We start from the raw sequence: 21,269 nt of genomic DNA on the forward strand, positions 1-21,269 counted from the left end.
TCAGTCCACCTTCTCCGCAGCGGTGCGCTGGGCCACACCGACCCGGCTGTGCCGGCGGCCGTAGGCGAAGTAGACGACGATGCCGAGCGCCATCCAGATCAGGAACCGCTCCCAGGTCTCGCCCTTGAGGTTGAGCATGAGGTAGAGGCACATGATCGTCGACAGGGTCGCGACGACCGGGGCGATCGGCGTGCGGAACGCCCGCGGCAGGTCGGGGCGGGTGCGGCGCAGCACCACGACGCCGATGCTCACGAGGATGAAGGCGAACAGCGTGCCGATGTTGACCAGGTCGGCCAGCGTCGTGAGGTCGACGAACCCGGCGATGGCGGCGACGGCCACGCCGGTCATCAGCGTGATGCGGTACGGCGTGCCCCAGGTCGGGTGCACCTTGGAGATCGAGCGGGGCAGCAGGCCGTCGCGGCCCATCGCGAAGGCGATGCGCGACTGACCGAGCATCAGGATCATCGCGACGACGACGAGACCGATGCAGGCGCCGACCGAGATCAGGTCGCCCATCCAGTCCACCCCGGCCGCCGAGAACGCCGTGGCCAGGGGGGCAGCGTCGTCGGGGTCGATGTCCTTATAGCTCTGCACCCCGGTGACGATCAGGCTCACCGCGGCGTAGAGGACCGTGACGATGGCGAGCGAGCCGAGGATGCCGATCGGGATGTCCTTCTGCGGGTTCTTCGCCTCCTCGGCGGTGGTGGCGACGACGTCGAAGCCGATGAAGGCGAAGAACACGATCGCGGCGCCGGCGATGACGCCGCCGATGCCGTAGACCGCCGGGTCGAGACCGAACAGGCTCGTGATCAGCGGGGTCTGCGCGAAGCTCGAGCCGCTGTCGGGAGCCGGCTCCGACGGCGGGATGAACGGCGTCCAGTTGCTCGGGCTGACGTAGACGACGCCGACCACGATCACGGCGGCGACCACCGCGAGCTTGATGGCGACGACGACCTGGTTGACCCGGCTGGAGAGCTTGGTGCCGCGGATGAGCAGCAGCATGGTGAGCAGGGCGATGACCACGGCGGGCAGGTCGATGAACCCGCCCGACGCGCTGGCGATCTGGGCCGGCACCTCGAACGGCGTGCCCTCGAGCAGCTTCTGCAGGTAGCCGGAGAAGCTCACCGACAGCGCCGAGGCCCCGATCGTGAACTCCAGGACCAGGTCCCAGCCGATGATCCAGGCGACGAGCTCACCCAGCGTGGCGTAGCTGAAGGTGTAGGCACTGCCCGCCACCGGCACGGTCGAGGCGAACTCGGCGTAGCAGAGGGCGGCCAGGCCGCAGGCGATCGCGGCGATCACGAAGCTCAGCGCCAGCGCCGGCCCCGAGTTGGACGCCGCGACGGTGCCCGTCAGCACGAAGATGCCGGCGCCGATGGTGACGCCGACACCGAAGACCGTCAGGTCGAGCGCACCGAGGTCCTTCTTGAGCTTGTGCTCCGGATCGTCGGTGTCCTCCATCGACTGCTCGATCGACTTCGTGCGGAACACGCTGCTGGCCATGGGACCGATGTACCCCAAAGCAGGAGACGCCGTCCAGCGACCCGCTCAGCGCGATCGCGCATGCCAAGTGGACGACGGTGGTACCTTAGGTGAACAGAAGGTGAACGGAAGGTTGATCAACATGAACACCACCCCCGCCGAGCGGCTCGAGATGCGCTGGCTGCCCGTCGTCGACGCCGCAGGACGGACCCGCATGGAGGCGACCTGGGTCGCCGTTCCCACGGCCGCCGCGGCTGCGTACGCCGTGCCGCACGCAGCCTGAGAGCAGTACCCGCACTCGACACTTGCTCCACCCCCAGACACAGCGCCCCCGGCCTCCCGGCCGGGGGCGCTTCGTCGTCTGCGACGACGTCGGGGGTCAAGTCATTCGAAAACAGTGGTCGCTCCTGGAATGAAAGTGCGCTAGCCTCCGTTCCACCGTCACGTTCGTTGAACGTTCAACATATCCAGGAGGAGAGCACCATGACCGCTGACACCGACACCAGCAACGCCCTGACCGACATCACCGGCGACTACACCATCGACCCCTCGCACAGCCGCCTCGGCTTCTCGGCCCGCCACGCGATGGTCACCACCGTCCGCGGCTCGTTCGGCGAGTTCTCCGGCACCGCGCACGTCGACGCCGCGAACCCGGCCAACTCCTCGACCACCGTCGAGATCAAGACCGCCAGCATCGACACCGGGTCCAAGGACCGCGACGGCCACCTGGTCTCCGCCGACTTCTTCGAGGCCGAGACCCACCCCGACATCACCTTCCGCTCGACCTCCGTCGAGCGCGACGGCGAGGACTGGACCATCACCGGCGACCTCACCATCAAGGGCGTCACCCACTCCATCGCCGTCCCCTTCGAGTACACCGGCTCGGCGCAGGACCCGTTCGGCAACGTCCGTATCGGCTTCGAGGGCAAGGCCACCCTCTCCCGCAAGGACTGGGGCCTGACCTGGAACGCCGCGCTCGAGACCGGCGGCGTGCTCGTCTCCGACAAGATCAAGCTCGAGTTCGACATCTCGGCGATCAAGAACGCCTGAGGACCTCCCGCCGGTCGAGGAGGGGAAGTCCTGTCCTTTCCGGTGGTTGAGGAAGGACGGAGTCCTGTCTCGAAACCACTTCTCCACCTCGAGAAGTGGTTTCGAGAGGGTCGCCAGCGCGACCTCCTCAACCACCGGAACCGATCACCGTCGTGACGACGCTCGTCACCGACGGGGTGCGCGGGGTGGAGGAGAAGCCGAACCGCGCGGGCGGGTCGACGTCGGCGAGCGCGCCGAGGGCGCGACCGTCGAAGGACCCGCTCAGCGCGGTGACCCGCCGGGTGTCGGTGGCGCCGTAGAACTCGCGGCGCTCGCCGCCGGCCGTGCCGCGGGTGCGCACCCCGCGCAGGACGACCCGGGCCACCGGGTCGGTGAGCGTGCACCAGGCCGGCGACTCCGCCAGGCGGCGGGGCACCGCGCGCAGCGCCCAGCCGAGCGGCGTACGCCGGCCGAGGGTGAGGTCGAGGCGGAGCGAGGCCGAGCGGACCTGCCAGCCGCCGCGGAGGTCGGCGACCCGGAACGGCTCGAGGCGCACCTCGTCGAAGGTGTAGGTCGCGGCGATGAAGTCGCGGGCGGCCTCGTGCGGGGCGAGCAGCACCCGGTGACCGTCGGCGGTCTCGACCATCGCGTCGGCGAACTCGCCCAGCGGCGTGAGGCGCCAGCGGCCCACCACGACCCGGGTGCCCGAGGTGCTGCCGACCCCGGCGATGGCGCCGCGGAAGACGTGCCTGGAGGGCCGGGTGCTCACGCCGGCCACCGCCCGTCGGGGTCGGCGGCCGCGAGCACGCGGGCGGCGACGCGACCCAGCGTGTCGAGCTCGTCCTCGCTGAGCCGGTCGACGAGCAGGTCGCGCACGGTGGCGACGTGGCCCGGTGCGGCCTCGACGACCTTGGCGTGCCCGGCGTCGGTCAGCGTCGCCGCCGTACGACGACCGGGGCCCGGCAGCCGCGAGCGGGTCAGCCACCCGCGCTGCTCGAGCCGTCCGACGACGTGGGAGAGCCGCGACAGCGAGGAGGTCGAGAGCTGGGCGATCTCGCTGAGCTGCATCGTGCGGTCGTCACGCTCGGAGAGCAGCGACAGCACGGCGTACTCGAAGTGGCTGAGGCCCTGGTCGCGCTGGAGCTGCGCGTCGAGCGCGGCCGGCAGCCGGATCAGCATCCCGGCCGTGGCCCGCCAGGCCCGCTGCTGCCGCTCGTCGAGCCACGGGGTCTCGGCAGGCTGGGTCACACAGCGAGCCTAGGAGAGCGTCAGCGGATCTGCCGCCCGGAGATCGCCCGGGCGATGACGAGCCGCTGGATCTCAGAGGTCCCCTCGAAGATCGTGTAGATCCGGGCGTCGCGGGCCATCCGCTCGACGGGGTACTCCCGGGTGAAGCCGTTGCCGCCGAGGATCTGCATCGCCTGGCCGGTGACGGCGACCGCGGTCTCGCCCGCGTGCAGCTTGGACATCGAGCCCTCCGCGGCCTCGAAGGGCTGGCCGTTGCGGGCCATCCACGCCGCCCGCCACACCAGCAGGCGGCTCGCGTCGATCGAGGTCTTCATGTCGGCGAGGGCGAAGGCGATGGCCTGGTTGTCGATGATCGGGCGCCCGAACTGCTCGCGCGTCTTCGCGTAGTCGAGCGCCACCTCGTACGCCGCCCGCGCGATGCCGAGCGCCTGCGCGCCGACCGCCGGCCGGGTGCGCTCGAACGTCGCCATGCTGGCGTTGGTGGCGCCGCCGCTCTTCGCGCCCTCGCGGGCCCGGGCGAGTCGGGCGTCGAGCTTCTCCTTGCCGCCGAGCAGGCAGCGGCCCGGCACGCGCACCTGGTCGAGCACGACCTCGGCGGTGTGGGAGGCGCGGATGCCGTGCTTGGCGAACTTCTGGCCCTGGCTCAGCCCCTTCGTGCCCGGCGGCACCACGAAGCTCGCCTGCCCGCGGGTGCGCAGCTCGGGGTCGACGACCGCGGTGACGACGTGGATGTCGGCGATGCCGCCGTTGGTCGCCCAGGTCTTGGTGCCGTCGATGACCCACTCGTCGGTGGCCTCGTCGTACCTCGCCCGGGTGCGCATCGCCCCCACGTCGCTGCCCGCGTCGGGCTCGCTGGAGCAGAACGCCGCGATCTTGACGTCGTCGGGGGTGCCGAACATCTGCGGCACCCACTCGCCGAGCTGCTCGGGGGTGCCGTTGCTGCTGACGGCGGCCGCCGCGAGCGCCGTGCCGACGATCGCCAGGCCGATGCCGGCGTCGCCCCAGAACAGCTCCTCCATGGTGATCGGCAGCCCGAGCCCGGTCTCCTCGAAGCTCTGGGTGGCGAAGAAATCGAGGGAGTAGAGCCCGATCTTGGCGGCCTCCTGCACCACGGGCCAGGGGAACTCCTCGCGCTCGTCCCACTCGGCCGCCGCCGGTCGGACGACGTCGGCCGCGAAGTCGTGCACCCACGAGCGCAGCTCGAGCTGGTCGGGACCGAGCCCGAAGCTGGGGGTGCCGGGGACCTGGCTGTCGTCGCTCACGCAGCCACGCTACAGCGAACAGGTGTACTCCAAAACGGCTCCGCGTGCGGATGGGTACCCCCGTCACGTGACGACGGTGGAGCACTGGTCCGAGGGCTGGTTCGAGGGCAAGGAACTCACGACCGACTGGAGCTCGGACAACTTCGAGACGTGGGCGCGGTTGTTCGGCGAGCGCCGCGACGAGCCGCTGGACGTGCTCGAGATCGGCTCGTGGGAGGGCCGCTCCGCGCTGTTCTTCCTGCACTACTTCCCGGCCGCGCGGCTGACCTGCGTCGACACCTTCACCGGCGGCGCCGAGCACGTCGACGGCGACTCCCCCTGGGCCGGCGAGCTGCCGCACGTCGAGCAGCGCTTCCGCACCAACACCGCGGAGTTCGCCGACCGGGTGCGGGTGCTCGCCGAGCCCTCCGACGCCGCGCTCGCCCGCCTCGCCGCCGAGGGGGCGCACTTCGACCTCGTGCTCGTCGACGGCAGCCACGAGGCGGACGACGTCCTCGCCGACGCCGAGGGCTCGTGGGCCCTGCTGCGCCCGCGCGGGTGGATCGTCCTCGACGACTACGAGTGGCAGGGCTTTCCCGACCCCCGGCGTACGCCGAAGCCGGGCATCGACGCCTTCCTCGAGCGGCACGCCGGCGAGCTCGACGAGGTCCAGCGCGGCTGGCAGGTTGTGGTGCAGCGCCGCTGAGAGCCGAGGTGGTTTCGAGACAGGACTCCGTCCTTCCTCGACCACCGTGACGGTGGTTGAGGAGGCCGGCTACGGCCGTCTCGAAACCAGTCCGTCCTCAACCAGCGGCGGGGTCGAGCTCCTCGACGACGCCCTCGTCGCCGAGGTCGGCGGTGTAGTCGTCGGGGCTGGTGTGGTCGGTGCCGTCGTCGACGCCGGCGGCACGCAGCACCGGCGTGAGCACGACGGCGACGAGCAGGTTGAGCGCCAGCGCGAGCATCGCGATGTAGACCTTGGTCTCGGTGCCGGGCAGGTTGACCAGCGGCCCGCCGAAGTGGGCCTGCACCGGCGACGCGACGCCGTAGGCCAGCCAGGTGCCCCAGGCCATGCCGACCGCCCAGCCGGCGAAGACCGCCCACCGGTGCAGCCAGCGCGTGTAGAGCCCGATCACGATGGCCGGGAGCGTCTGCAGGATCCAGACGCCGCCGAGCAGCTGCAGGTTGATCGCGAAGTCCTTCGACAGCGCCAGCACGAAGACCAGCGCTCCGAACTTCACGAGCAGCGAGACCAGCTTGGCCTGGCGCGCCTGCTCGGCGTGGGTGGCGTCGGGCCTGAGGTAGGCCCGGTAGATGTTGCGCGTCCACAGGTTGGCCGCGGCGATCGACATGATCGCGGCCGGCACCAGCGCGCCGATGACGATCGCGGCGAAGGCGACGCCGGCGAACCACGCCGGGAACTCGTTCTCGAACAGCTGCGGCACCGACTGCTGCGGGTTGGCGACCTTCACCCCGGCGGCGATGGCGACGAACCCGAGCAGCGCCAACAGCCCGAGCAAGAACGAGTACGCCGGGAGCAGGGCGGCGTTGCGGCGGATCACCGAGCGGTTGCGGGTCGAGAGCACCCCGGTCACGGAGTGGGGGTACATGAACAGCGCCAGCGCGGAGCCCAGGGCCAGCGAGCCGTAGGCCCAGTGCGCGGCCTCGGCGGGCATGATCGCGCGCGGCGTGGCCTGACCGGCGGCGATGGCGTCGGCGTTGTCGGCGTTGAACGAGGCGAAGCTCGACTCGACGGTGTCGAAGATGGCGCCCCAGCCGCCGAACTGGCTGGGCAGGTAGATCACCGCCACGATGATCACGACGTAGATCAGCGTGTCCTTCACGAAGGCGATGAGCGCCGGCGCCCGCAGGCCGCTGGAGTAGGTGTAGGCCGCGAGCACGGCGAAGGCCAGGAACAGCGGCAGGTCCTTGACGAACCAGTTGCTGCTGTCGGTGCCGATGCCGATCACCTCGAGCACCACCTGCATGCCCACGAGCTGCAGCGCGATGTAGGGCATCGTCGCGAGCAGACCGGTGAGCGCGACGGCCAGCGCGAGGGGGCGGCTGTCGTAGCGGCCCTCGACGAAGTCGGCCGGGGTGACGTAGCCGTGGCGGTGGCTCACCGACCACAGCCGGGGCAGGAACAGGAAGATCAGCGGGTAGACCACGATCGTGTACGGCACGGCGAAGAACCCCACCGCGCTGCCGGCGTACAGCGTCGCCGGGACGGCGATGAAGGTGTAGGCGGTGTAGATGTCACCGCCGATGAGGAACCACGCGATGAACGTGCCGAAGCCGCGCCCGCCGAGGCCCCACTCGTCGAGGTTGTCGAGGCTGGCCGCCCGCCGCCAGCGCGAGGCGGCGAAGCCCATCACGGTGACGAGCAGGAAGAGGAAGACGAAGACGCCGACCGCGACGCCGTTCACCGCCGGTCGCCCTTCTTCTCACCCGAGCGCGCGAGGTAGTAGGCGCTCGTCGTGAGCACCGCCGCGATCGGGATCAGCAGGAACTGGAACCAGAAGAAGAACGGGAAGCCCCACAGCTCCGGGTCGTGGCGGTCGTAGACGCCCACCAGGAGCGGCAGTACGACCGCGGGTGCGAGCAGGACGCAGATCAGGGTCCAGCGTGCGTTCGACGACATGTGGCCCACCTCTTCCGAGACACAACGAGTGGTTGGTGTGGTCGACACCACAACCTAGCCCTGTCCGGCCCCCGGCGCGCGCGACGACGCCCGTCGCATGAAGCGTAGTGTTCTGATCGACATTGTTGTCTTTGCCTGAGGGAGACCCCGTGACCCGACAGCTGCACCTGGGCGGATTCCAGATCGCCTCGCACGTGACGCACTCGCACGCCGCGTGGCGCCACCCCGGTTCGGACCCCGACTTCCTGTCGCCGGACTACTACCACCGCGTCGGCCGGATCCTGGAGCGCGGGAGGTTCGACTTCGTCTTCTTCGCCGACCTGCTCGCGGTGCCGACCAACTACGGCGCCACGACCGACGAGGCCCAGGCGGCCGCGCTCGAGCGGGGCACCCAGGCGAGCGCCACCCTCGACCCGACCCTGGTCGCGACGAGCATCGCCGCGGTCACCCGGCACCTCGGGGTCGCGGTCACCAAGAGCACGACGTACTTCCACCCCTTCGAGGTGGCCCGCGCCTTCGCCACCCTCGACCACCTCAGCCGCGGGCGCGTCGCCTGGAACATCGTCACCTCGCTCAGCGGGGCCGAGGCCCGCAACTTCGGGCTGGAGCAGGCGCTCGACCACGACCTGCGCTACGACCGCGCCCAGGAGTTCGTCGAGGCCGCCGTCGCGCTGTGGGACAGCTGGGACGCCGACGCGCTGGTCCAGGACAAGGCCTCCGGGGTCTTCGCCGACCCCACCAAGGTCCACACCGTCGAGCACGACGGCCTCTTCTACAAGACCCGCGGACCGCTCACGACGCCCCGCTCCCCGCAGGGGCGCCCGGTGCTCATCCAGGCCGGCTCGTCGTCCAGGGGCAAGGACTTCGCGGCCCGCTGGGCCGAGGCGATCTTCGAGATCGACCCCACGCCCGAGGGCCGGCGCGCCTACTACGACGACGTCAAGAGCCGCGCGAGCGACCTGGGCCGCAACCCCGACCACGTGAAGATCTTCCCCTCCTTCATCCCGTTCGTCGGCGAGACGGAGTCGATCGCGCGGGAGAAGCAGGCCTTCCACAACGAGCTCGCGGACCCGGTGTCGGGGCTGATGACGCTCTCGGTGCACACCGACCACGACTTCTCGGCCTACGACCTCGACGCCCCGGTCGAGGACATGCAGGTCTCCGGCACCCAGGGTCTCTTCGACGTGGCCCGCCGACTGTCGCAGCGCGACTCGCTCACGCTGCGTGACATCGGGCGGCTCTACGCCCAGGGCGTGCTCCTGCCGCAGTTCGTCGGCACCGCCTCCGACATCGCCGACCAGATCGAGACGAGCTTCCACGGCGGCGAGGCCGACGGGTTCATCCTCTCCTGCGCCCAGGCGCCGGGGACGTTCAACGACTTCGTCGACCAGGTCGTGCCCGAGCTGCAGCGCCGCGGGCTCTTCCGCCGCGAGTACGCCGGCACGACGCTGCGCGAGCACCTCGGCCTCACCGAGGCACCCGAGCCCGCGCTGAGCTGAGCTGAGCGAAAGGATTCTGAAAGGCCCCCGGTGCAGGGTCCCGACCATGCGGACGGCCACCCCTGACATCGTCACCCTCCTCGACCCGAGACCCGGGTCGACCGTGGAGCTCGAGCCGGGCGACCGGCTCTGCCTGAGGCTCCGAGGCACCCTCGGGGCGAGCCGCTGGCACCTCGCGGCGCACCCCGGCAACCTCCTGCCGCTCGTGCAGGAGGCCACCGAGGTGACCTTCCTGGCGTTCCCGGGCGGGGAGGCGACGGTGCGGGTCGAGCGCCGACGCCCGGGCCACGCGACCGCGAGCGACGTGCGCGAGGTCCGGGTCGTCGTCCGCGCCGCGTGAGGTCGCGTGAGGCCGCCTGAGCCCGCTCGGGCGGGCTCAGGCCCCGGCTCAGACCCCGGCCAGCTCCGACCACGCCCGCGCCGGCACGCCGAGCTCGTCCATCCGCAGGACGTAGGTGCGGTGGTGGCGCCGCGCCTCGCCGTACCGCCCCAGGCGCACGAGCAGCGCGACGAGAGCGGCGTAGGTCGACTCGTCGTAGGGGTCGTGGGCGAGCAGGCGCGCGTGCCAGTGCAGTGCCTCGGCGGGCTCGGGCCCGGCGGCCAGCACGCGGGCCAGCGCCTGCAGCACCTCCCGTCCGAGCAGCTCGACCTCCTCGCGCTGGGCGGTCAGCCACTCGGCGTGCCCGGGCGCGTCGACGCCGTCGAGCAGCTCGCCGGTGTGCAGCGCGGCCGCCCCCTGCAGGAGCGGTACGCCGCGCGGTGACCCCTCGCGCGCGGCCAGGAGCGCGGCGTGCGCGGCGGCGGTGAAGTCGACGAGGTCGACCGCGACGTGGCGCAGGTCGAGCCGCACCGTCCCGCCGTCGCTGAGGACCGGCGAGTCGGGCAGCCGACGGTCGGGGTCGAGCACCGAGCGGACGTGGGAGAGCGCGACCGACAGCCGGTTGCCGACCGCGTCCGCGTCCGGCCAGACGAGGGCGCCGAGCCGTTCGCGCCCCAGGCCGCGGTCGCCGTGGCACGCGAGCACCCCGAGCACCTCGCGGGCCTTGCGCGAGGGCCAGGCGGCGGCCGGCAGGGCGACCCCGCCGACCTCGACCGCGAACGGACCGAGCACCCGCACCTGCACGTCGTCGGCCGCGGCCGGGCGCGCGACGGCGTGCAGGGGCCCGGCCACCCGCCACACGTCGTCGTGGACCCCGAGCGAGCGCAGCTCGCCGCGCGCGACCGAGCCGGTCACCCGGTCGCGGCGCAGGCGTGCGACGACGACCTCGTTGGTCAGCACCCGCACCGGGTTGGCGAGGTCGCGCCAGATGTCGCCCGCCTCGCGCAGCCGGGGATCCACCTCCGCGAGTGCGGGCTCCGCACCCCCGGCCCGGGCCGCGAGCGCCGCGAGCTCGAGCGCATCGGCCAGGCGTGGCAGGTCGCGGTGGCGCCCGGCGAGCGCGGCGCCCCGGTCGGCGAGCTCGGTGGCCCGCACGGGATCTCCGAGCGCGAGGTGGACCCACCCCGCGGCCAGCACCGGCGCCGCGTGCGCGACGGGGATGGCCAGCGTCGTGGCCTGGGCGGCCAGCACCGCGGCCCGGGTCGGGTCGGTGGCGATGAGCGCGCGGGCCTCGCCCGCGACGGCGAGGGAGTGGTACTGCGCGTTGTCCTCGCGCTCCGCCAGCGACGCCGCGTGGGCGAAGGCCATCGCCGCCTGGCCGGCGTTCCCCCGCGCGAGCTGGATCTCCCCGCGCAGCTGCCACGAGCCCGAGGCCCCGGGCGCCTCGATCGAGGTCCACAGGTCACGCGAGGCGTCGCACTCGACGAGGGCCTCGTCGAGGCGGCCGAGGCCGAGCAGCGCCTCGGCGACGTTGTGGCGCAGGATCGCGAGGCCCGAGAGGTGGCCGGTGCGTTCGTTGACCTCGAGACCGCGCTGCAGGTGCTCGAGCGCCTCCGTGCAGCGGCCCTCGTCCAGGCAGCGCGATGCGAGGTTGTTGTGCACCCGCTCGGTCGTCTGCAGGTCACCGGCCTCGACCGCCAGCACGAGCGCTCGCTCGTAGGCGTGCAGGTTGAGGTCGCGGTCGCCGTCGAAGGCCGCCAGCATCGCCCGGGCGACGTACGCCGCGGCCCGGGCGCCGAGGTCGCCGCTCGCCTCGGCGAGCGCGGCTGCATGGTCCGCGTGGGTCCGGCAGGCCTCGAGGTCGCCCCGGGCCCACGACGTCGAGGAGCGCACGGCCGCGAGCCGCGCCCGGTCGGCCTCGCCGCCGGGTCCGGCCGCCTCCGCCGTGGCCAGCGCGCCGCTGAGGTGCCCGAGGTGGTGCAGCGCGTAGCCCGCCCGCCACGCGACCCCGGCGGGCAGCGCGCCGCCCGGCCCGCGCAGGTGGTCGAGCAGCGTCAGCCAGTCGCGCCCGAGCAGGGTCGCGGTGAGCTCGAGCTGACGCTCGACGACGGCCGACGAGGCCTCCGCGGGACCCAGCTCGAGCAGGCGCGCGAGCAGCGCCGAGGAGCGAGCCGTCGGTCCCGCCGACCCCCCGCCGCCACCGGCCGCCACGGTCGCCACACGCAGCAGGGTAGGAGAACCGTCGGCGACCCGACAGACGTCGGGCGAGATCGACGGTCCACTGGTCCGGTGCGTGCCGTGGTGCTGGCCTCCGGAGGCCCTGACGAGACCCTGCCCGTCCTCACGGCGGCGAGCCACCTGCGCCGCCGCGGCCACGACGTCCGGCTCGGCCTGCCGGCGTCGGCACTGCGGACGGCCGTGGCGGGCGGCCACGACGCGGTCGCGGTCGAGGGCTTCCCCGCCCCCACGGGCCGTGACGTCGAGGCGGTCCGCGAGCTGTGCCTCGGCGCGGAGCTCGTGGTCGGCACGCTGTCCACCGAGGACGTCGCCGCGACGATGGCCGCCTTCGCCGGGGTGCCGTACGCCGGTCTGCACCTCGCGCCCCGCCCGCGACGGCGGGGCCGGCAGGGCGAGCACCTCGAGGCGCTGCGCGACCTGCTCCAGCTGCCGCGCGCCGTGCGCCCGCCCGGCCTCGCCGCCGGCCGGGCCGGGGCCCTCGAGGTGCGGGCGTGGGACGCCCTGCTCACGCCGGGTGTCACGGGGACCATCGGGTTCCTCGCCGCCGACCCCGAGCCGCACGGCGCCGTCCTCGTGCACGACGGCGGCGGGCTCGCCACCGCGGCCGCGCTCCGCGCCGGGGTCCCCAGCGTGGTGGCGGCCGAGCACGACCGGCACAGCTGGGGCCGCGCCCTCGAGCGCGCCGGGGTGGGGGTCGTGGTGCGGCAGCAGCGCCGGTCCGGGTCGGCCGCGCTGGACCGCGCGCGGGCGCTCGCCCTCGGCCCGGGGACCGTCGCCACCGCGCGGGCGCTCGCGGGCTGGGTCACCCCGCCGGAGACCGCGGCCGCCCGCCTCGTCGAGCTGCTCGAGCAGCGGGTGGACTACCGCGCGAGCCAGTTCGCGTAGGCGTCGAAGGTGTAGGGGCGGCCGAGGAAGTCGGCCACCAGGTCGGCCGCGTCCGCCGTACCCCCCGCCGCCAGCACGCGGTCGCGGTAGCGACCGGCCACCTCCGGGGCGAACAGGTCGTCGGGGTCGAAGGCCGAGAACAGGTCCTTCGCGATGACCAGCGACCACATGTAGGTGTAGTACGCCGAGGAGTAGCCGCCCAGGTGACCGAACGCCGCGTAGAAGTGCGTGCCGTCGACGTACTCGTAGGGTGAGTAGCGCGCCTGGAGCTCGACCATCCGCGCGGTGAGGTCCTCGGGACGTTCCACGTGGAACCAGTACGACACCGCGGCGTAGAACATCTGCTGGCGCGCCTGCAGCCCCTTGCCGAAGTCGTCGGCCGCGCGCATCCGCTCGACCAGCTCGACCGGGATCGGTCCACCTGCGGCGTTGCTCGCGAAGGTGCGCAGCACGTCGGCGTCCCAGGCCCACTCCTCGAGCATCTGGCTCGGCGCCTCGACGAAGTCCCACTCCGTCGCGACCCCGGAGAAGCGGGACCAGCCGACGTGGCCGCCGAGCACGTGGTGGACGAGGTGGCCGAACTCGTGGAACAGCGTCACGACGTGGTCGTGCTCCATCAGCCCCGGGCTGAAGTTGCAGACCAGTGCACCCTCGGGCAGCTGGCGACCGGCCACGCCCGAGCGCACGGTGAACTGCGCGGCGTGCTTGTACTTGCCCTCGCGCGGGTGCAGGTCGAGGTAGATCCGGCCCAGCAGCTCGTCCTGCTCGTCGGTGCCGTGTCCCGCCCGGTGCACGTCGTACGCCGTCACGTCGGGGTGCCAGACGACCGCGTCGGCGACCGGCTCGTAGCGCAGCCCGAACAGCCGGCCCGTGACCTCCAGCAGTCCGTCGCGCACCTGCGCGAACGGGAAGTAGGTGCGCACCAGCTGGCTGTCCACGTCGTGCTGCTCCTGCCGCACCAGCTCCTGGTAGTAGGCCGCGTCGGCCGCGCTGACCTGCTCGGCGTCGGGCACGTCGCGCCGGTAGCGCTCGAGCAGCACCCCGAGGTCGCGCTCCATCGGCTCCTGCGCGACCTCGGCGATCCGGTCGATGAACGCCGCGACGGCGGGCCCGTCGCCGATCATCTTCACGGCGGCGTCGTAGGCCGCCCAGTCGGCGTACCCGACCAGCGTGGCGTACTCGTGGCGCAGGTCGAACAGCTCGCGCAGCCGGGCGTCGTTGGCCGGCCAGCCGCGGTCGAGCGAGGCGACCGTCACCGCGCGGCGGACGGCCGGGTCGTGCACGAACATCCGGGCCGGCACCGAGTCGGGGTAGTCGCTGGTCACGTCGATGAGGCCGTTGTCGTCGGCGGGATGGGCCTCGAGCCAGTCCTCGGGCATGCCGGCGAGCTGTTCGCGGGTCGCGCGCACGACGCGGACGTCGTCGCGGATGGTGCGGCTGAACTCCTGGTCGAGGGCGGTGATGCGCTCGCTGATCTCGGCCAGCCGGGCGCGGGTGGCGTCGTCCTGGTCGACGCCGGCGCGGCGGAACTCCTCGAGCGTCTTGGCGAGGAGCCGCTGCGCCAGCGGGTCGAGGCCGCTCGCGTCGAGCCGGTCGAAGACCTCGAAGAGCGCGCGGTCCTGGCGCAGCTCGGTGACGTACTTGTCGACGGCCACCTCGGCCTCCTCGGCCGCGGTCCGCACCTCGAGGTCGGGGTGGACGTTGGCGAGCAGCGAGCCGAGCGCACCGACGTCGCCCAGGGCGAGCGTGACCTCGTCCCACAGCCGCAGGGTCTCCTCGGCCCCGCCCGCGCTGCGGACCTGCTCCACCAGCCCGCGGGCCCGGGTCAGTCCTCGCTCGGTGTCGGCACGCACCCAGGCCAGGGCCCCGTCGGCGTCGGGCAGCTGCAGGGGTGCGGGCGGCGTCATGACCTCACTGTAGGCAGCACTGGACCGGGGTTTCCGAGGTCACCCGGCCGGGCATCAGGGCCAGGTCCGCGAACCGACCCGAGGAGGACCCATGGACGCCGGCGCGAACGCCGCGTGGATCGAGCAGGTCCAGGCCGACAGCCTCAGCCGACTCGAAGCCGTCGAGCAGATGCAGCAGCAGCTGCAGGGACTCACCGGCTCCGCGTCGTCCAGCGACCGCACCGTCCAGGTCACCGTCACCCCCGCCGGGGCGCTGGTCGACCTCCACCTCGACGAGCGCGCCCTGCGCGGCGGCGCCGACGAGCTGGCCGCGGAGATCCTCGCCCTGACCGGCCGGGCGACGGCCGAGGTGGCACTGCGGGTCAAGGAGATCGTGGCCGGGGTCATCCCGGAGACCGACGTCGACGACCTGCTCGCCGGGCAGGTGCCGGCCTCGACCCGGGCCGACGTCGAGGCCGAGCTGGCCGCTCGGCGCGGCGGCGCAGCGGGTGAGGCCGAGCGATGAGCGAGATGCGCGTCGAGTTCGAGGCCCTGACCAAGGCCGCCGACCGCGAGGTCGAGGCCAAGGGCAAGGTCGACGGCCTCGTCTCCGACCACGGCAGCGCCACCCTCGAGAAGGGCGCGCTGGGCAAGCTGCCGTCCTCGGACGAGATCCAGGCGTCGTTCGACGAGGTCTACGCGAAGGCCGGCGAGGCGCTGGAGCAGCTCGGCAAGGCCTGCGACGGCCTCGCCGACCGGCTGATCTCCTTCCGCGACTACACCCGCGACCTCGACGACACGGTCAACCAGAAGTTCACGACGATGAAGGGCGGTGCCTGACGTGGGAGCCGCGGAGGTCGTCTCCGTCTGGGACAAGATCAACGGCTGGATGGCGCCGCTGTCCGGCATGGTCGACAACCTCATGCGACCGCTGGTGCAGCCGTTGGCCGACCAGTTCGACTCCATCACGGGTGACTCCGAGTCGGTGAAGGCGACCGCCGAGAAGTGGCGCGCCATGGCGGACAAGGTCAAGGCGCTGGGCGAGTTCCAGACCAGCATCGCCTCGACCGTCGCCGGGTCCTGGGACGGTCAGTCGTCCGAGGCGTTCCAGCAGACCGTCGCGAAGCTGGTCGACGAGATCGAGGCGATGGAGAGCCACTTCGACGACGTCGCGGAGTTCCTCGACGACGCCGCGATGGAGGTCAAGGTCGCCGAGGACGCCGTCGAGGCGATCATCCGCGAGCTCATCGAGTGGGCCCTGCTGACCCTCGCCGTCAGTGCCGCGCTCAGCATCGTGACGCTCGGCGCCTCGGCCGTCGCCGGGGCCGCCACCGCCGCGGCCCGCGCCGCCGTGGCCGGCAGCAAGATCGCCATGATCCTCACCAAGGTCGCTCAGGCCCTCACCGCGCTGGCCAAGGCGCTCAAGGCCCTCAAGGCGATGAAGGGCCTGGAGGGGTTCGTCGCGCGCGGCCTGGTCAAGGCCGTCGTGCTCAAGCCGGTCGTCTCGGCCGGCACCGGACTGACCGGCAGCCCGCTCAGCGGTGCCGGCAACGCGCTGGTCAACGGTCTGCGCGACATCGCGGTCGACGAGTACGACGACCAGGTCAACGGGGAGGACAACATCCAGACCCCGGCTCGCGACGACCTCGACGACGTCATGGGCCCGCTGGCCGACGGCACGCGCGGACCGGCGCAGGCCGTGGACGGCGTCACCGACGAGGTCGACGACGCGGTCCCGAGCCTGCCGGGCTCGAAGTAGTCAGCGACGGTTCTCGTACTCGCGGCGCCACCAGACCGCGCCGAACCCGAACCCGATCACGCTCAGGACGCCACAGATCACCACACCGACGACGAAGCCGACGAAGAGCCCGAGGGTGCCGGCGACCGCGGCTCCGATCGCAGCGCCCACCACACAGATCACCAAGCCGCCCAGCAGGACCAGCAGCGACTCACCGAACGAGCGGGCGGCGTAGCGCACTGCTCCCTCGTCGTCGGGCTGCCGCAGTTCAGCCTGGTCGGCCTCGAGCTTCGCCATCGCCTCGTGGTACTCGCGCTCGCGCTCCTCGCGGGACTTGCCCCAGGCTGCCATGACGGCACATTGCCCACCCGGGGCTCGACCTACGCCTACCAGCCCATCGAGCCCGGGCCCCCCTTGAACGGCCCGACCACGGTGCTGGTGATCCAGCCGCCGTAGAAGCCACCCTCCTGCGGGATCACGACCTCGCCGTCGACCAAGCACCGGTCGACGAGGTTCGCGTTGACGGCGATCGCACCGGCGATGGCGGCGAACCCGCCGGTCGGGTGCTCGTAGGTCCACGCCGCGCGGGGCGCGACCGAACCGTCGGGGCCGACGAGGTCGAAGTAGGACGCCTGGCCCTTCCACTCGCAGTGGCTCGAGCCGGCGGTGGGGCGCAGCACGCCGTCGGCGAACGCCGCGCGCGGCAGGTAGTAGGTCGGCGGGTGGCTGGTCTCGAGCACCCGCCAGCCCTCGCGGGTCTCGGCGACGACCTCGCCGCCGAGCTCGACCTGCAGCACGGACGTCGTCTCCTCGAGCCGAGGGGGTCGGGGGTAGTCCCAGACGGACTCCTGACCGGGACCGACGGGGTCGGGGGTGGGGCGCCGGAAGCTCACACCCGGCGGTACCCCCTCACCGGGGCGCGTCAGCCGCCGAGGTCGGCCACGATCTTCTCGAGGCGCCGGGCGCGGGTCTCGGGCTTCTTCGCCTCGGTCAGCTGACGCGCGGCCTCCTTCTGGCGGCTCGGGGCCAGTGCGGCCCAGGCTGCGGCCAAGGAGGGATCCGCGGCGAGGCGCTCGGCGAGGTCGTCGGGCACCTCGACGGTGCGCGGCGCGGCGTCGACCTCGACGACGAGGTCGAGCACGTCGCCCGCCGCCACCCCGGCGGCCTCGCGCTCGGCGCGGCTCATGCCGGGCCAGAACGCGTCGCCCATCCGGGCGATCGACGAGCGCCAGGTGTGCCCGCCGACCGTCGCGACGACCTTCGGGCGACGTCCGGCTCCCAGCGCCTCCACGACGTCGTCGGGCACCCGGAACCCCGTCGTCGTGCCCCCGGTCGCCTCCAGCTCCAGTCTCAGTTCCACGGGCGGCACTCTGGCACAGATCTGCGTCGGCGAAACTGGACGAGTGGTGGACCTGCGCAACCAGTTGGCCGACACGCGGCCGCTGCGTGAGCCGCACTTCCGCCGGCTGTGGCTCGCCAACATCGTCACCGTCATCGGCGCCCAGCTCACCGTGGTCGCCGTCCCGGCCCAGCTCTACGCCGACACCGGCTCCTCGGCGTACGTCGGTCTGACGGGGGTGTTCGGGCTGGTGCCGCTGGTCGTCTTCGGACTGTACGGCGGCGCGCTGGCCGACGTCTTCGACCGCCGCACGATCCTGCTGGTGACGACGGTCGGACTGATCGTCACGAGCGGCCTCTTCTGGCTGCAGGCCGCGGCAGGCGGCACGAACGTCTGGCTGCTGCTGGGGCTGTTCTCCGTGCAGCAGTCGTTCTTCGCGGTCAACCAGCCGACGCGCAGCGCGGTGCTGCCCAAGATCCTCCCGGCCGAGCTGCTGCCGGCCGCCAACTCGCTCAACATGACCGTGATGCAGGCCGGCGCGATCGGTGGCCCGCTCGTGGCGGGCGTGCTGATCCCGGTCGTCGGACTGTCGTGGCTCTACCTCATCGACACGATCACGCTCTTCGCGACGCTCGCGGCCGTCGTACGCCTGCCGTCGCTGGCCGTGGTCGGCGCCGTCGCGACCGCGCCGGGGATCTCGGCGGTGCTCGACGGGTTCGCCTACCTGCGCCAGCAGCCCGTGCTGCTCATGTCGTTCGTCGTGGACCTGATCGCGATGGTCTTCGGCATGCCGCGCGCGCTGTTCCCGGAGATCGCCCACGTGGAGTTCGGTGGGCCGGAGGCCGGCGGGCTCGTCTTCGCGCTGCTCTTCGCCGCGATCCCGGCCGGGGCGGTCCTGGGCGGCGTGTTCAGCGGGTGGGTCTCGCGCATCGAGGCGCAGGGCCGCGCCGTCATCGCCTGCATCCTGGTGTGGGGCGCGGCGATGGTCGGCTTCGGCGCAGCCGTGTGGCTCGCCGGCCTCGGTGGTCCGACGACGCCGTGGCTGCTGCTGGCGCTGCTGATGCTCGTGGTCGGCGGGGCGGCCGACATGGCCTCGGCAGCGTTCCGCACGAGCATGCTGCAGAGCGCCGCCGACGACGCCGTCCGCGGCCGGCTCCAGGGCGTCTTCATCGTCGTCGTCGCGGGCGGGCCCCGGATCGCCGACGTCGCCCACGGTGCCTCCGCCGCGGTCGTCGGCTCGGCCGCGGCCGCCGCCGGCGGTGGGGTCCTGGTCGTGGTCGGCACCGTCGTCGCGGCTCTCGCGGTGCCGTCGTTCGTGCGCTACCGGCTGACCCGCGTGTCTCAGGCCTGAGGCGCCCGCCGGGTCTCGAGCCGCATGCCGAGCGAGCGCGGCGCCGTCTCGACGAATCCCATCGACTCGTACAACCGCCGCCCCGGCGCGTCGGCCATCAGCGTGACGTAGGGCTCCGGCGGCGCGACCTGCTCGATCTGCGCCAGCAGGTCGGCGAGCACCCATCGGCCGAGGCCCCGGCCCTGATGCTCGGGCAGCGTCGCCATGTCGGCGATGTGGAAGTACCACCCACCGTCGCCGATCACCCGGCCCATCGCTACCGCCCGGTCCCCGTGCCGCACGACGCTCCAGCACCAGCTGCCGGCCACGGCACCCTCCCCTTGTGCAGGCGTCCTCGGCGTCAGGCCCGAGGCCGCACGCAGGTGGAGGTAGTCCACGAGGGACGGAGGGTTCCGGACCAGGTCGTCGTCGGGGTCGCTCACCGCACCGAGGGTAGGCGCGGCGTCTCGGCGGGTTGCGCCAGCTCGCGGTCGATCCAGCGCCCGATCACCTCGACGACGTAGGCCCGCTCGTCCCGGTCGAGCTGGTGGCCCTTCGCGATGCCGTGCCACGTCTCGAGGCAGGTGCGGCAGCAGGTCGCCGTGGCGTGCTGGGCGACGAAGACCGGGTGGTTGCGGTACGGCGTCTGCCGGCCGTCGTTGCGCGGCTGAGCCGGGGCGAGCCGCTCACCGATGATCTCGGCGGCGTGGGCCCGCATCGTCCCGGGTCCGCGCAGCTGGGCCGTGGCTCGCTCGCGCCCGCGCAGGTGGAACCGCCGGCCGAACGGCCGCGCCACCGCGCGGTCGATCCGCGCGTCGATCTCGGTGTGGTCGGGCACCGATCCAGCCTAGGTCGGCAGAGTGCTTCCCGCGGTCGTGCCGGCGCGGTCCCGGACGAAGACCTGCCCGTAGCGGTCGGTCCACTCGTAGGTGCCTGACCCGGCGGGGCCGCGGGGTCGGTAGCGCCAGCCGGCGTGGGTCTTGAGCCGGTGGTGGTGCCGGCACAGGGGTGTCAGGTTGCACGGGCACGTGACCCCGTCCGGGAAGGGAACGCGGTGGTCGAGGTCGCAGGCCCGGGTGGGCCGGGTGCAGTAGGGGAACACGCACGTGGGGTCCTGCAGCTCGACCTGGGTCCGCTGGGCCGGGAGCGGGTCGTGCTGGGTGTGGGCCCGGGCGTCGTGCTCGTGGCCGCCGCGGACGCTCTCGCAGCGGACACAGCCGGTGCAGTGGTGCACCGGGGCGATCGTCAGGCGCAGGTCGTCGCGGCCGGCCCAGCCGGCGACGGTCTGGGTCAGGTGCGGACGGCCGGTGTGGTCCAGGGTCACCGGGTCCAGACCCAACAAGTTGGCCTCGGTGAGGTGCAGGTAGGCGAACACCTCCCGCGACGCGGGCACCTTCACCCCGGTGCCGTCCAAGAGCGCTTGGGCGCGGGCGGGGTCGGCGATGATCCCGACCGCCTGCGAGCGGCGTACGTCCAACGACTCTTCCGACCCGTCGCGCCTCAGTGCTGCCGCCAGCCGGCCGATGGTGGTCTCGAACGCCGTCAGGTCGACCTGGTCGGCCCGGATGACGTACTCCCCGACACCGAACCGGTCCGGCGGCTGCGAGACGGCCACCTCCCGGGTCTCGAGAGCCTCCAGCTGCTCGATCTCGTACTGCTCGACGTGCAACCGCTGCATCGCCTCCTCGACCAGGTGCTCGATCCCCGTCACCCCGATCGAGTGCGCCCGCGGCGCGGCCGCGGCGTCGACGTAGGCGGCCACGTCGTTGGCTTGACCGATCACCCCCTGCGCGACCCGGCGGGCCCGCCACACCGCGACCTCCCCGGCACGGACCCGCGCCCACGTCAACGGCAGACGCAGCTCCAGGGTCAGCACGTCACGCAGCAACATCTCCGCGGCCGCAGTCGACATGCCCTGCGCGGCCGCGAACGAGGCGGCGGCGTCCCAATGCAGCCACGGCAACGCATGCCACTCCACCGACTCCACGTGCGCGCGACTGTCGCCGAGACCGTAGGGCGCGTCCGGGTCATAGCCCCACGTCACCTCTGACGCCGGGAACATCACGTGCGCGTGCGCCCACGCGAGAGCGAGCTCGGCCAGCTCCACCTCGACCGCCGTACGCCGCGCCGCCGCGTCCACGATCCGTTCGAGCAGCACCGCCGTCGGCACCGGCGGTGCGACGGGGGTGAGAGGTGCTGCGGTCATGATGCCATCGTAGTCGAACACGTGTTCGAATGATAGGGCTGATCCACAAGACGCGGAGCCTGGCGAGGGCGGTCTCGAGACGGTTGCTGCGCAACCCCCTCAACCACGTCAACTCGCCACGGTGGTTGAGGAAGGACGGAGTCCTGACGCTCCTATGGGCTGTCAACCCTGGCGGCGGCCTGTGGTGG

Annotated in this window: 24 protein-coding genes; 10 read left to right on the plus strand and 14 right to left on the minus strand. The window is 72.6% G+C overall.

The genetic code is table 11. The features are described 5' to 3' along the window. Entirely contained in the window at positions 1-1,503 is a 1,503-nt protein-coding gene (locus GRQ65_RS17210) for an amino acid permease (RefSeq protein WP_160879226.1), read from the minus strand. A 121-nt stretch (positions 1,504-1,624) separates the two neighbouring features. On the opposite strand from GRQ65_RS17210, the gene GRQ65_RS17215 reads away from it, so the two are divergent. After that, positions 1,625-1,765, plus strand: coding sequence for a hypothetical protein (locus GRQ65_RS17215; RefSeq protein WP_160879227.1), 141 nt, complete (start codon positions 1,625-1,627; stop codon positions 1,763-1,765). 200 nt (positions 1,766-1,965) lie between these two features. Further along, positions 1,966-2,532, plus strand: a complete 567-nt coding sequence (locus tag GRQ65_RS17220) for a YceI family protein (RefSeq protein WP_160879228.1) — start codon at positions 1,966-1,968, stop codon at positions 2,530-2,532. A gap of 127 nt (positions 2,533-2,659) precedes the next feature. On the opposite strand, the gene GRQ65_RS17225 is transcribed toward GRQ65_RS17220, so the two are convergent. The 3 genes from GRQ65_RS17225 to GRQ65_RS17235 are packed head-to-tail and all read right to left on the minus strand — an operon-like array spanning position 2,660 to position 5,021. Beyond that, a complete protein-coding gene (locus GRQ65_RS17225; protein ID WP_160879229.1) occupies positions 2,660-3,280 on the minus strand; it encodes a hypothetical protein in 621 nt (206 codons plus the stop codon). Further along, positions 3,277-3,759, minus strand: coding sequence for a MarR family transcriptional regulator (locus GRQ65_RS22925; RefSeq protein WP_202388274.1), 483 nt, complete (start codon positions 3,757-3,759; stop codon positions 3,277-3,279). The genes GRQ65_RS17225 and GRQ65_RS22925 overlap by 4 nt, the downstream gene beginning before the upstream one ends. 20 nt (positions 3,760-3,779) lie before the next feature. Then, the gene (locus GRQ65_RS17235) at positions 3,780-5,021 is read right to left on the minus strand and encodes an acyl-CoA dehydrogenase family protein (protein WP_337191821.1); all 1,242 of its coding nucleotides are present in this window, start codon (positions 5,019-5,021) and stop codon (positions 3,780-3,782) included. Positions 5,022-5,088: 67 nt separating this feature from the next. Here GRQ65_RS17235 and GRQ65_RS17240 point away from each other — a divergent pair, with 67 nt between their 5' ends. Further along, positions 5,089-5,706, plus strand: a complete 618-nt coding sequence (locus GRQ65_RS17240; RefSeq protein ID WP_160879230.1) for a class I SAM-dependent methyltransferase — start codon at positions 5,089-5,091, stop codon at positions 5,704-5,706. Between the two features lie 97 nt (positions 5,707-5,803). Here GRQ65_RS17240 and mctP read toward each other — a convergent pair whose 3' ends face one another. Next, positions 5,804-7,426, minus strand: a complete 1,623-nt coding sequence (gene mctP, locus GRQ65_RS17245; RefSeq protein WP_369334241.1) for a monocarboxylate uptake permease MctP — start codon at positions 7,424-7,426, stop codon at positions 5,804-5,806. Next, entirely contained in the window at positions 7,423-7,641 is a 219-nt protein-coding gene (locus GRQ65_RS17250) for a DUF3311 domain-containing protein (RefSeq protein ID WP_160879231.1), read from the minus strand. Before GRQ65_RS17250 ends, mctP begins: the two co-directional genes overlap by 4 nt. Positions 7,642-7,790: 149 nt before the next feature. On the opposite strand from GRQ65_RS17250, the gene GRQ65_RS17255 reads away from it, so the two are divergent. Continuing rightward, complete coding sequence (locus GRQ65_RS17255) at positions 7,791-9,140, plus strand: NtaA/DmoA family FMN-dependent monooxygenase (RefSeq protein ID WP_160879232.1); 1,350 nt, start codon at positions 7,791-7,793, stop codon at positions 9,138-9,140. A gap of 46 nt (positions 9,141-9,186) precedes the next feature. Then, on the plus strand, positions 9,187-9,480 hold the full coding sequence (locus GRQ65_RS17260) for a hypothetical protein (protein WP_160879233.1): 294 nt from the start codon (positions 9,187-9,189) through the stop codon (positions 9,478-9,480). A 48-nt stretch (positions 9,481-9,528) separates the two neighbouring features. On the opposite strand, the gene GRQ65_RS24115 is transcribed toward GRQ65_RS17260, so the two are convergent. Continuing rightward, complete coding sequence (locus GRQ65_RS24115) at positions 9,529-11,679, minus strand: tetratricopeptide repeat protein (protein ID WP_160879234.1); 2,151 nt, start codon at positions 11,677-11,679, stop codon at positions 9,529-9,531. A gap of 69 nt (positions 11,680-11,748) precedes the next feature. Between GRQ65_RS24115 and GRQ65_RS17270 the strand changes: the two genes are divergently transcribed. Next, on the plus strand, positions 11,749-12,582 hold the full coding sequence (locus GRQ65_RS17270) for a hypothetical protein (protein WP_160879235.1): 834 nt from the start codon (positions 11,749-11,751) through the stop codon (positions 12,580-12,582). Here GRQ65_RS17270 and GRQ65_RS17275 read toward each other — a convergent pair. Continuing rightward, the gene (locus GRQ65_RS17275) at positions 12,558-14,489 is read right to left on the minus strand and encodes a M3 family metallopeptidase (protein ID WP_160879236.1); all 1,932 of its coding nucleotides are present in this window, start codon (positions 14,487-14,489) and stop codon (positions 12,558-12,560) included. The two genes, GRQ65_RS17270 and GRQ65_RS17275, sit on opposite strands and share 25 nt — an antisense overlap. A gap of 91 nt (positions 14,490-14,580) precedes the next feature. Between GRQ65_RS17275 and GRQ65_RS17280 the strand changes: the two genes are divergently transcribed. Genes GRQ65_RS17280 through GRQ65_RS17290 form a run of 3 tightly spaced genes read left to right on the plus strand, consistent with a single transcriptional unit; the run spans position 14,581 to position 16,227 of the window. Then, positions 14,581-14,994 carry a YbaB/EbfC family nucleoid-associated protein gene (locus tag GRQ65_RS17280; RefSeq protein WP_160879237.1) on the plus strand — a complete coding sequence of 138 codons (414 nt, stop codon included), beginning with the start codon at positions 14,581-14,583 and terminating at the stop codon, positions 14,992-14,994. Continuing rightward, positions 14,991-15,308 carry a hypothetical protein gene (locus tag GRQ65_RS17285; protein WP_160879238.1) on the plus strand — a complete coding sequence of 106 codons (318 nt, stop codon included), beginning with the start codon at positions 14,991-14,993 and terminating at the stop codon, positions 15,306-15,308. Before GRQ65_RS17280 ends, GRQ65_RS17285 begins: the two co-directional genes overlap by 4 nt. Then, complete coding sequence (locus GRQ65_RS17290) at positions 15,301-16,227, plus strand: WXG100 family type VII secretion target (protein WP_160879239.1); 927 nt, start codon at positions 15,301-15,303, stop codon at positions 16,225-16,227. Before GRQ65_RS17285 ends, GRQ65_RS17290 begins: the two co-directional genes overlap by 8 nt. On the opposite strand, the gene GRQ65_RS17295 is transcribed toward GRQ65_RS17290, so the two are convergent. The 3 genes from GRQ65_RS17295 to GRQ65_RS17305 are packed head-to-tail and all read right to left on the minus strand — an operon-like array spanning position 16,228 to position 17,566. After that, positions 16,228-16,557 (minus strand): hypothetical protein, encoded by a 330-nt coding sequence (locus tag GRQ65_RS17295; protein WP_160879240.1) that lies wholly within the window; start codon positions 16,555-16,557, stop codon positions 16,228-16,230. Positions 16,558-16,592: 35 nt separating this feature from the next. Further along, entirely contained in the window at positions 16,593-17,099 is a 507-nt protein-coding gene (locus tag GRQ65_RS17300; RefSeq protein ID WP_160879241.1) for a DUF427 domain-containing protein, read from the minus strand. 29 nt (positions 17,100-17,128) lie between these two features. Continuing rightward, positions 17,129-17,566 (minus strand): YdeI/OmpD-associated family protein, encoded by a 438-nt coding sequence (locus GRQ65_RS17305; protein ID WP_337191822.1) that lies wholly within the window; start codon positions 17,564-17,566, stop codon positions 17,129-17,131. Between the two features lie 43 nt (positions 17,567-17,609). On the opposite strand from GRQ65_RS17305, the gene GRQ65_RS17310 reads away from it, so the two are divergent. Further along, on the plus strand, positions 17,610-18,896 hold the full coding sequence (locus GRQ65_RS17310; protein WP_337191823.1) for an MFS transporter: 1,287 nt from the start codon (positions 17,610-17,612) through the stop codon (positions 18,894-18,896). Here the strand turns inward: GRQ65_RS17310 and GRQ65_RS22935 are convergent. Genes GRQ65_RS22935 through GRQ65_RS17325 form a run of 3 tightly spaced genes read right to left on the minus strand, consistent with a single transcriptional unit; the run spans position 18,887 to position 21,081 of the window. Continuing rightward, the gene (locus GRQ65_RS22935; RefSeq protein WP_160879243.1) at positions 18,887-19,318 is read right to left on the minus strand and encodes a GNAT family N-acetyltransferase; all 432 of its coding nucleotides are present in this window, start codon (positions 19,316-19,318) and stop codon (positions 18,887-18,889) included. The two genes, GRQ65_RS17310 and GRQ65_RS22935, sit on opposite strands and share 10 nt — an antisense overlap. Beyond that, a complete protein-coding gene (locus GRQ65_RS17320; RefSeq protein WP_160879244.1) occupies positions 19,315-19,713 on the minus strand; it encodes a DUF4186 family protein in 399 nt (132 codons plus the stop codon). Before GRQ65_RS17320 ends, GRQ65_RS22935 begins: the two co-directional genes overlap by 4 nt. A 9-nt stretch (positions 19,714-19,722) precedes the next feature. Beyond that, positions 19,723-21,081 (minus strand): HNH endonuclease signature motif containing protein, encoded by a 1,359-nt coding sequence (locus GRQ65_RS17325; RefSeq protein ID WP_160879245.1) that lies wholly within the window; start codon positions 21,079-21,081, stop codon positions 19,723-19,725. Positions 21,082-21,269: the final 188 nt, after the last annotated feature.

It is taken from the genome of Nocardioides flavescens (genome assembly GCF_009823805.1).
In the GTDB taxonomy this organism is placed as follows: Bacteria; Actinomycetota; Actinomycetes; order Propionibacteriales; family Nocardioidaceae; genus Nocardioides; species Nocardioides flavescens.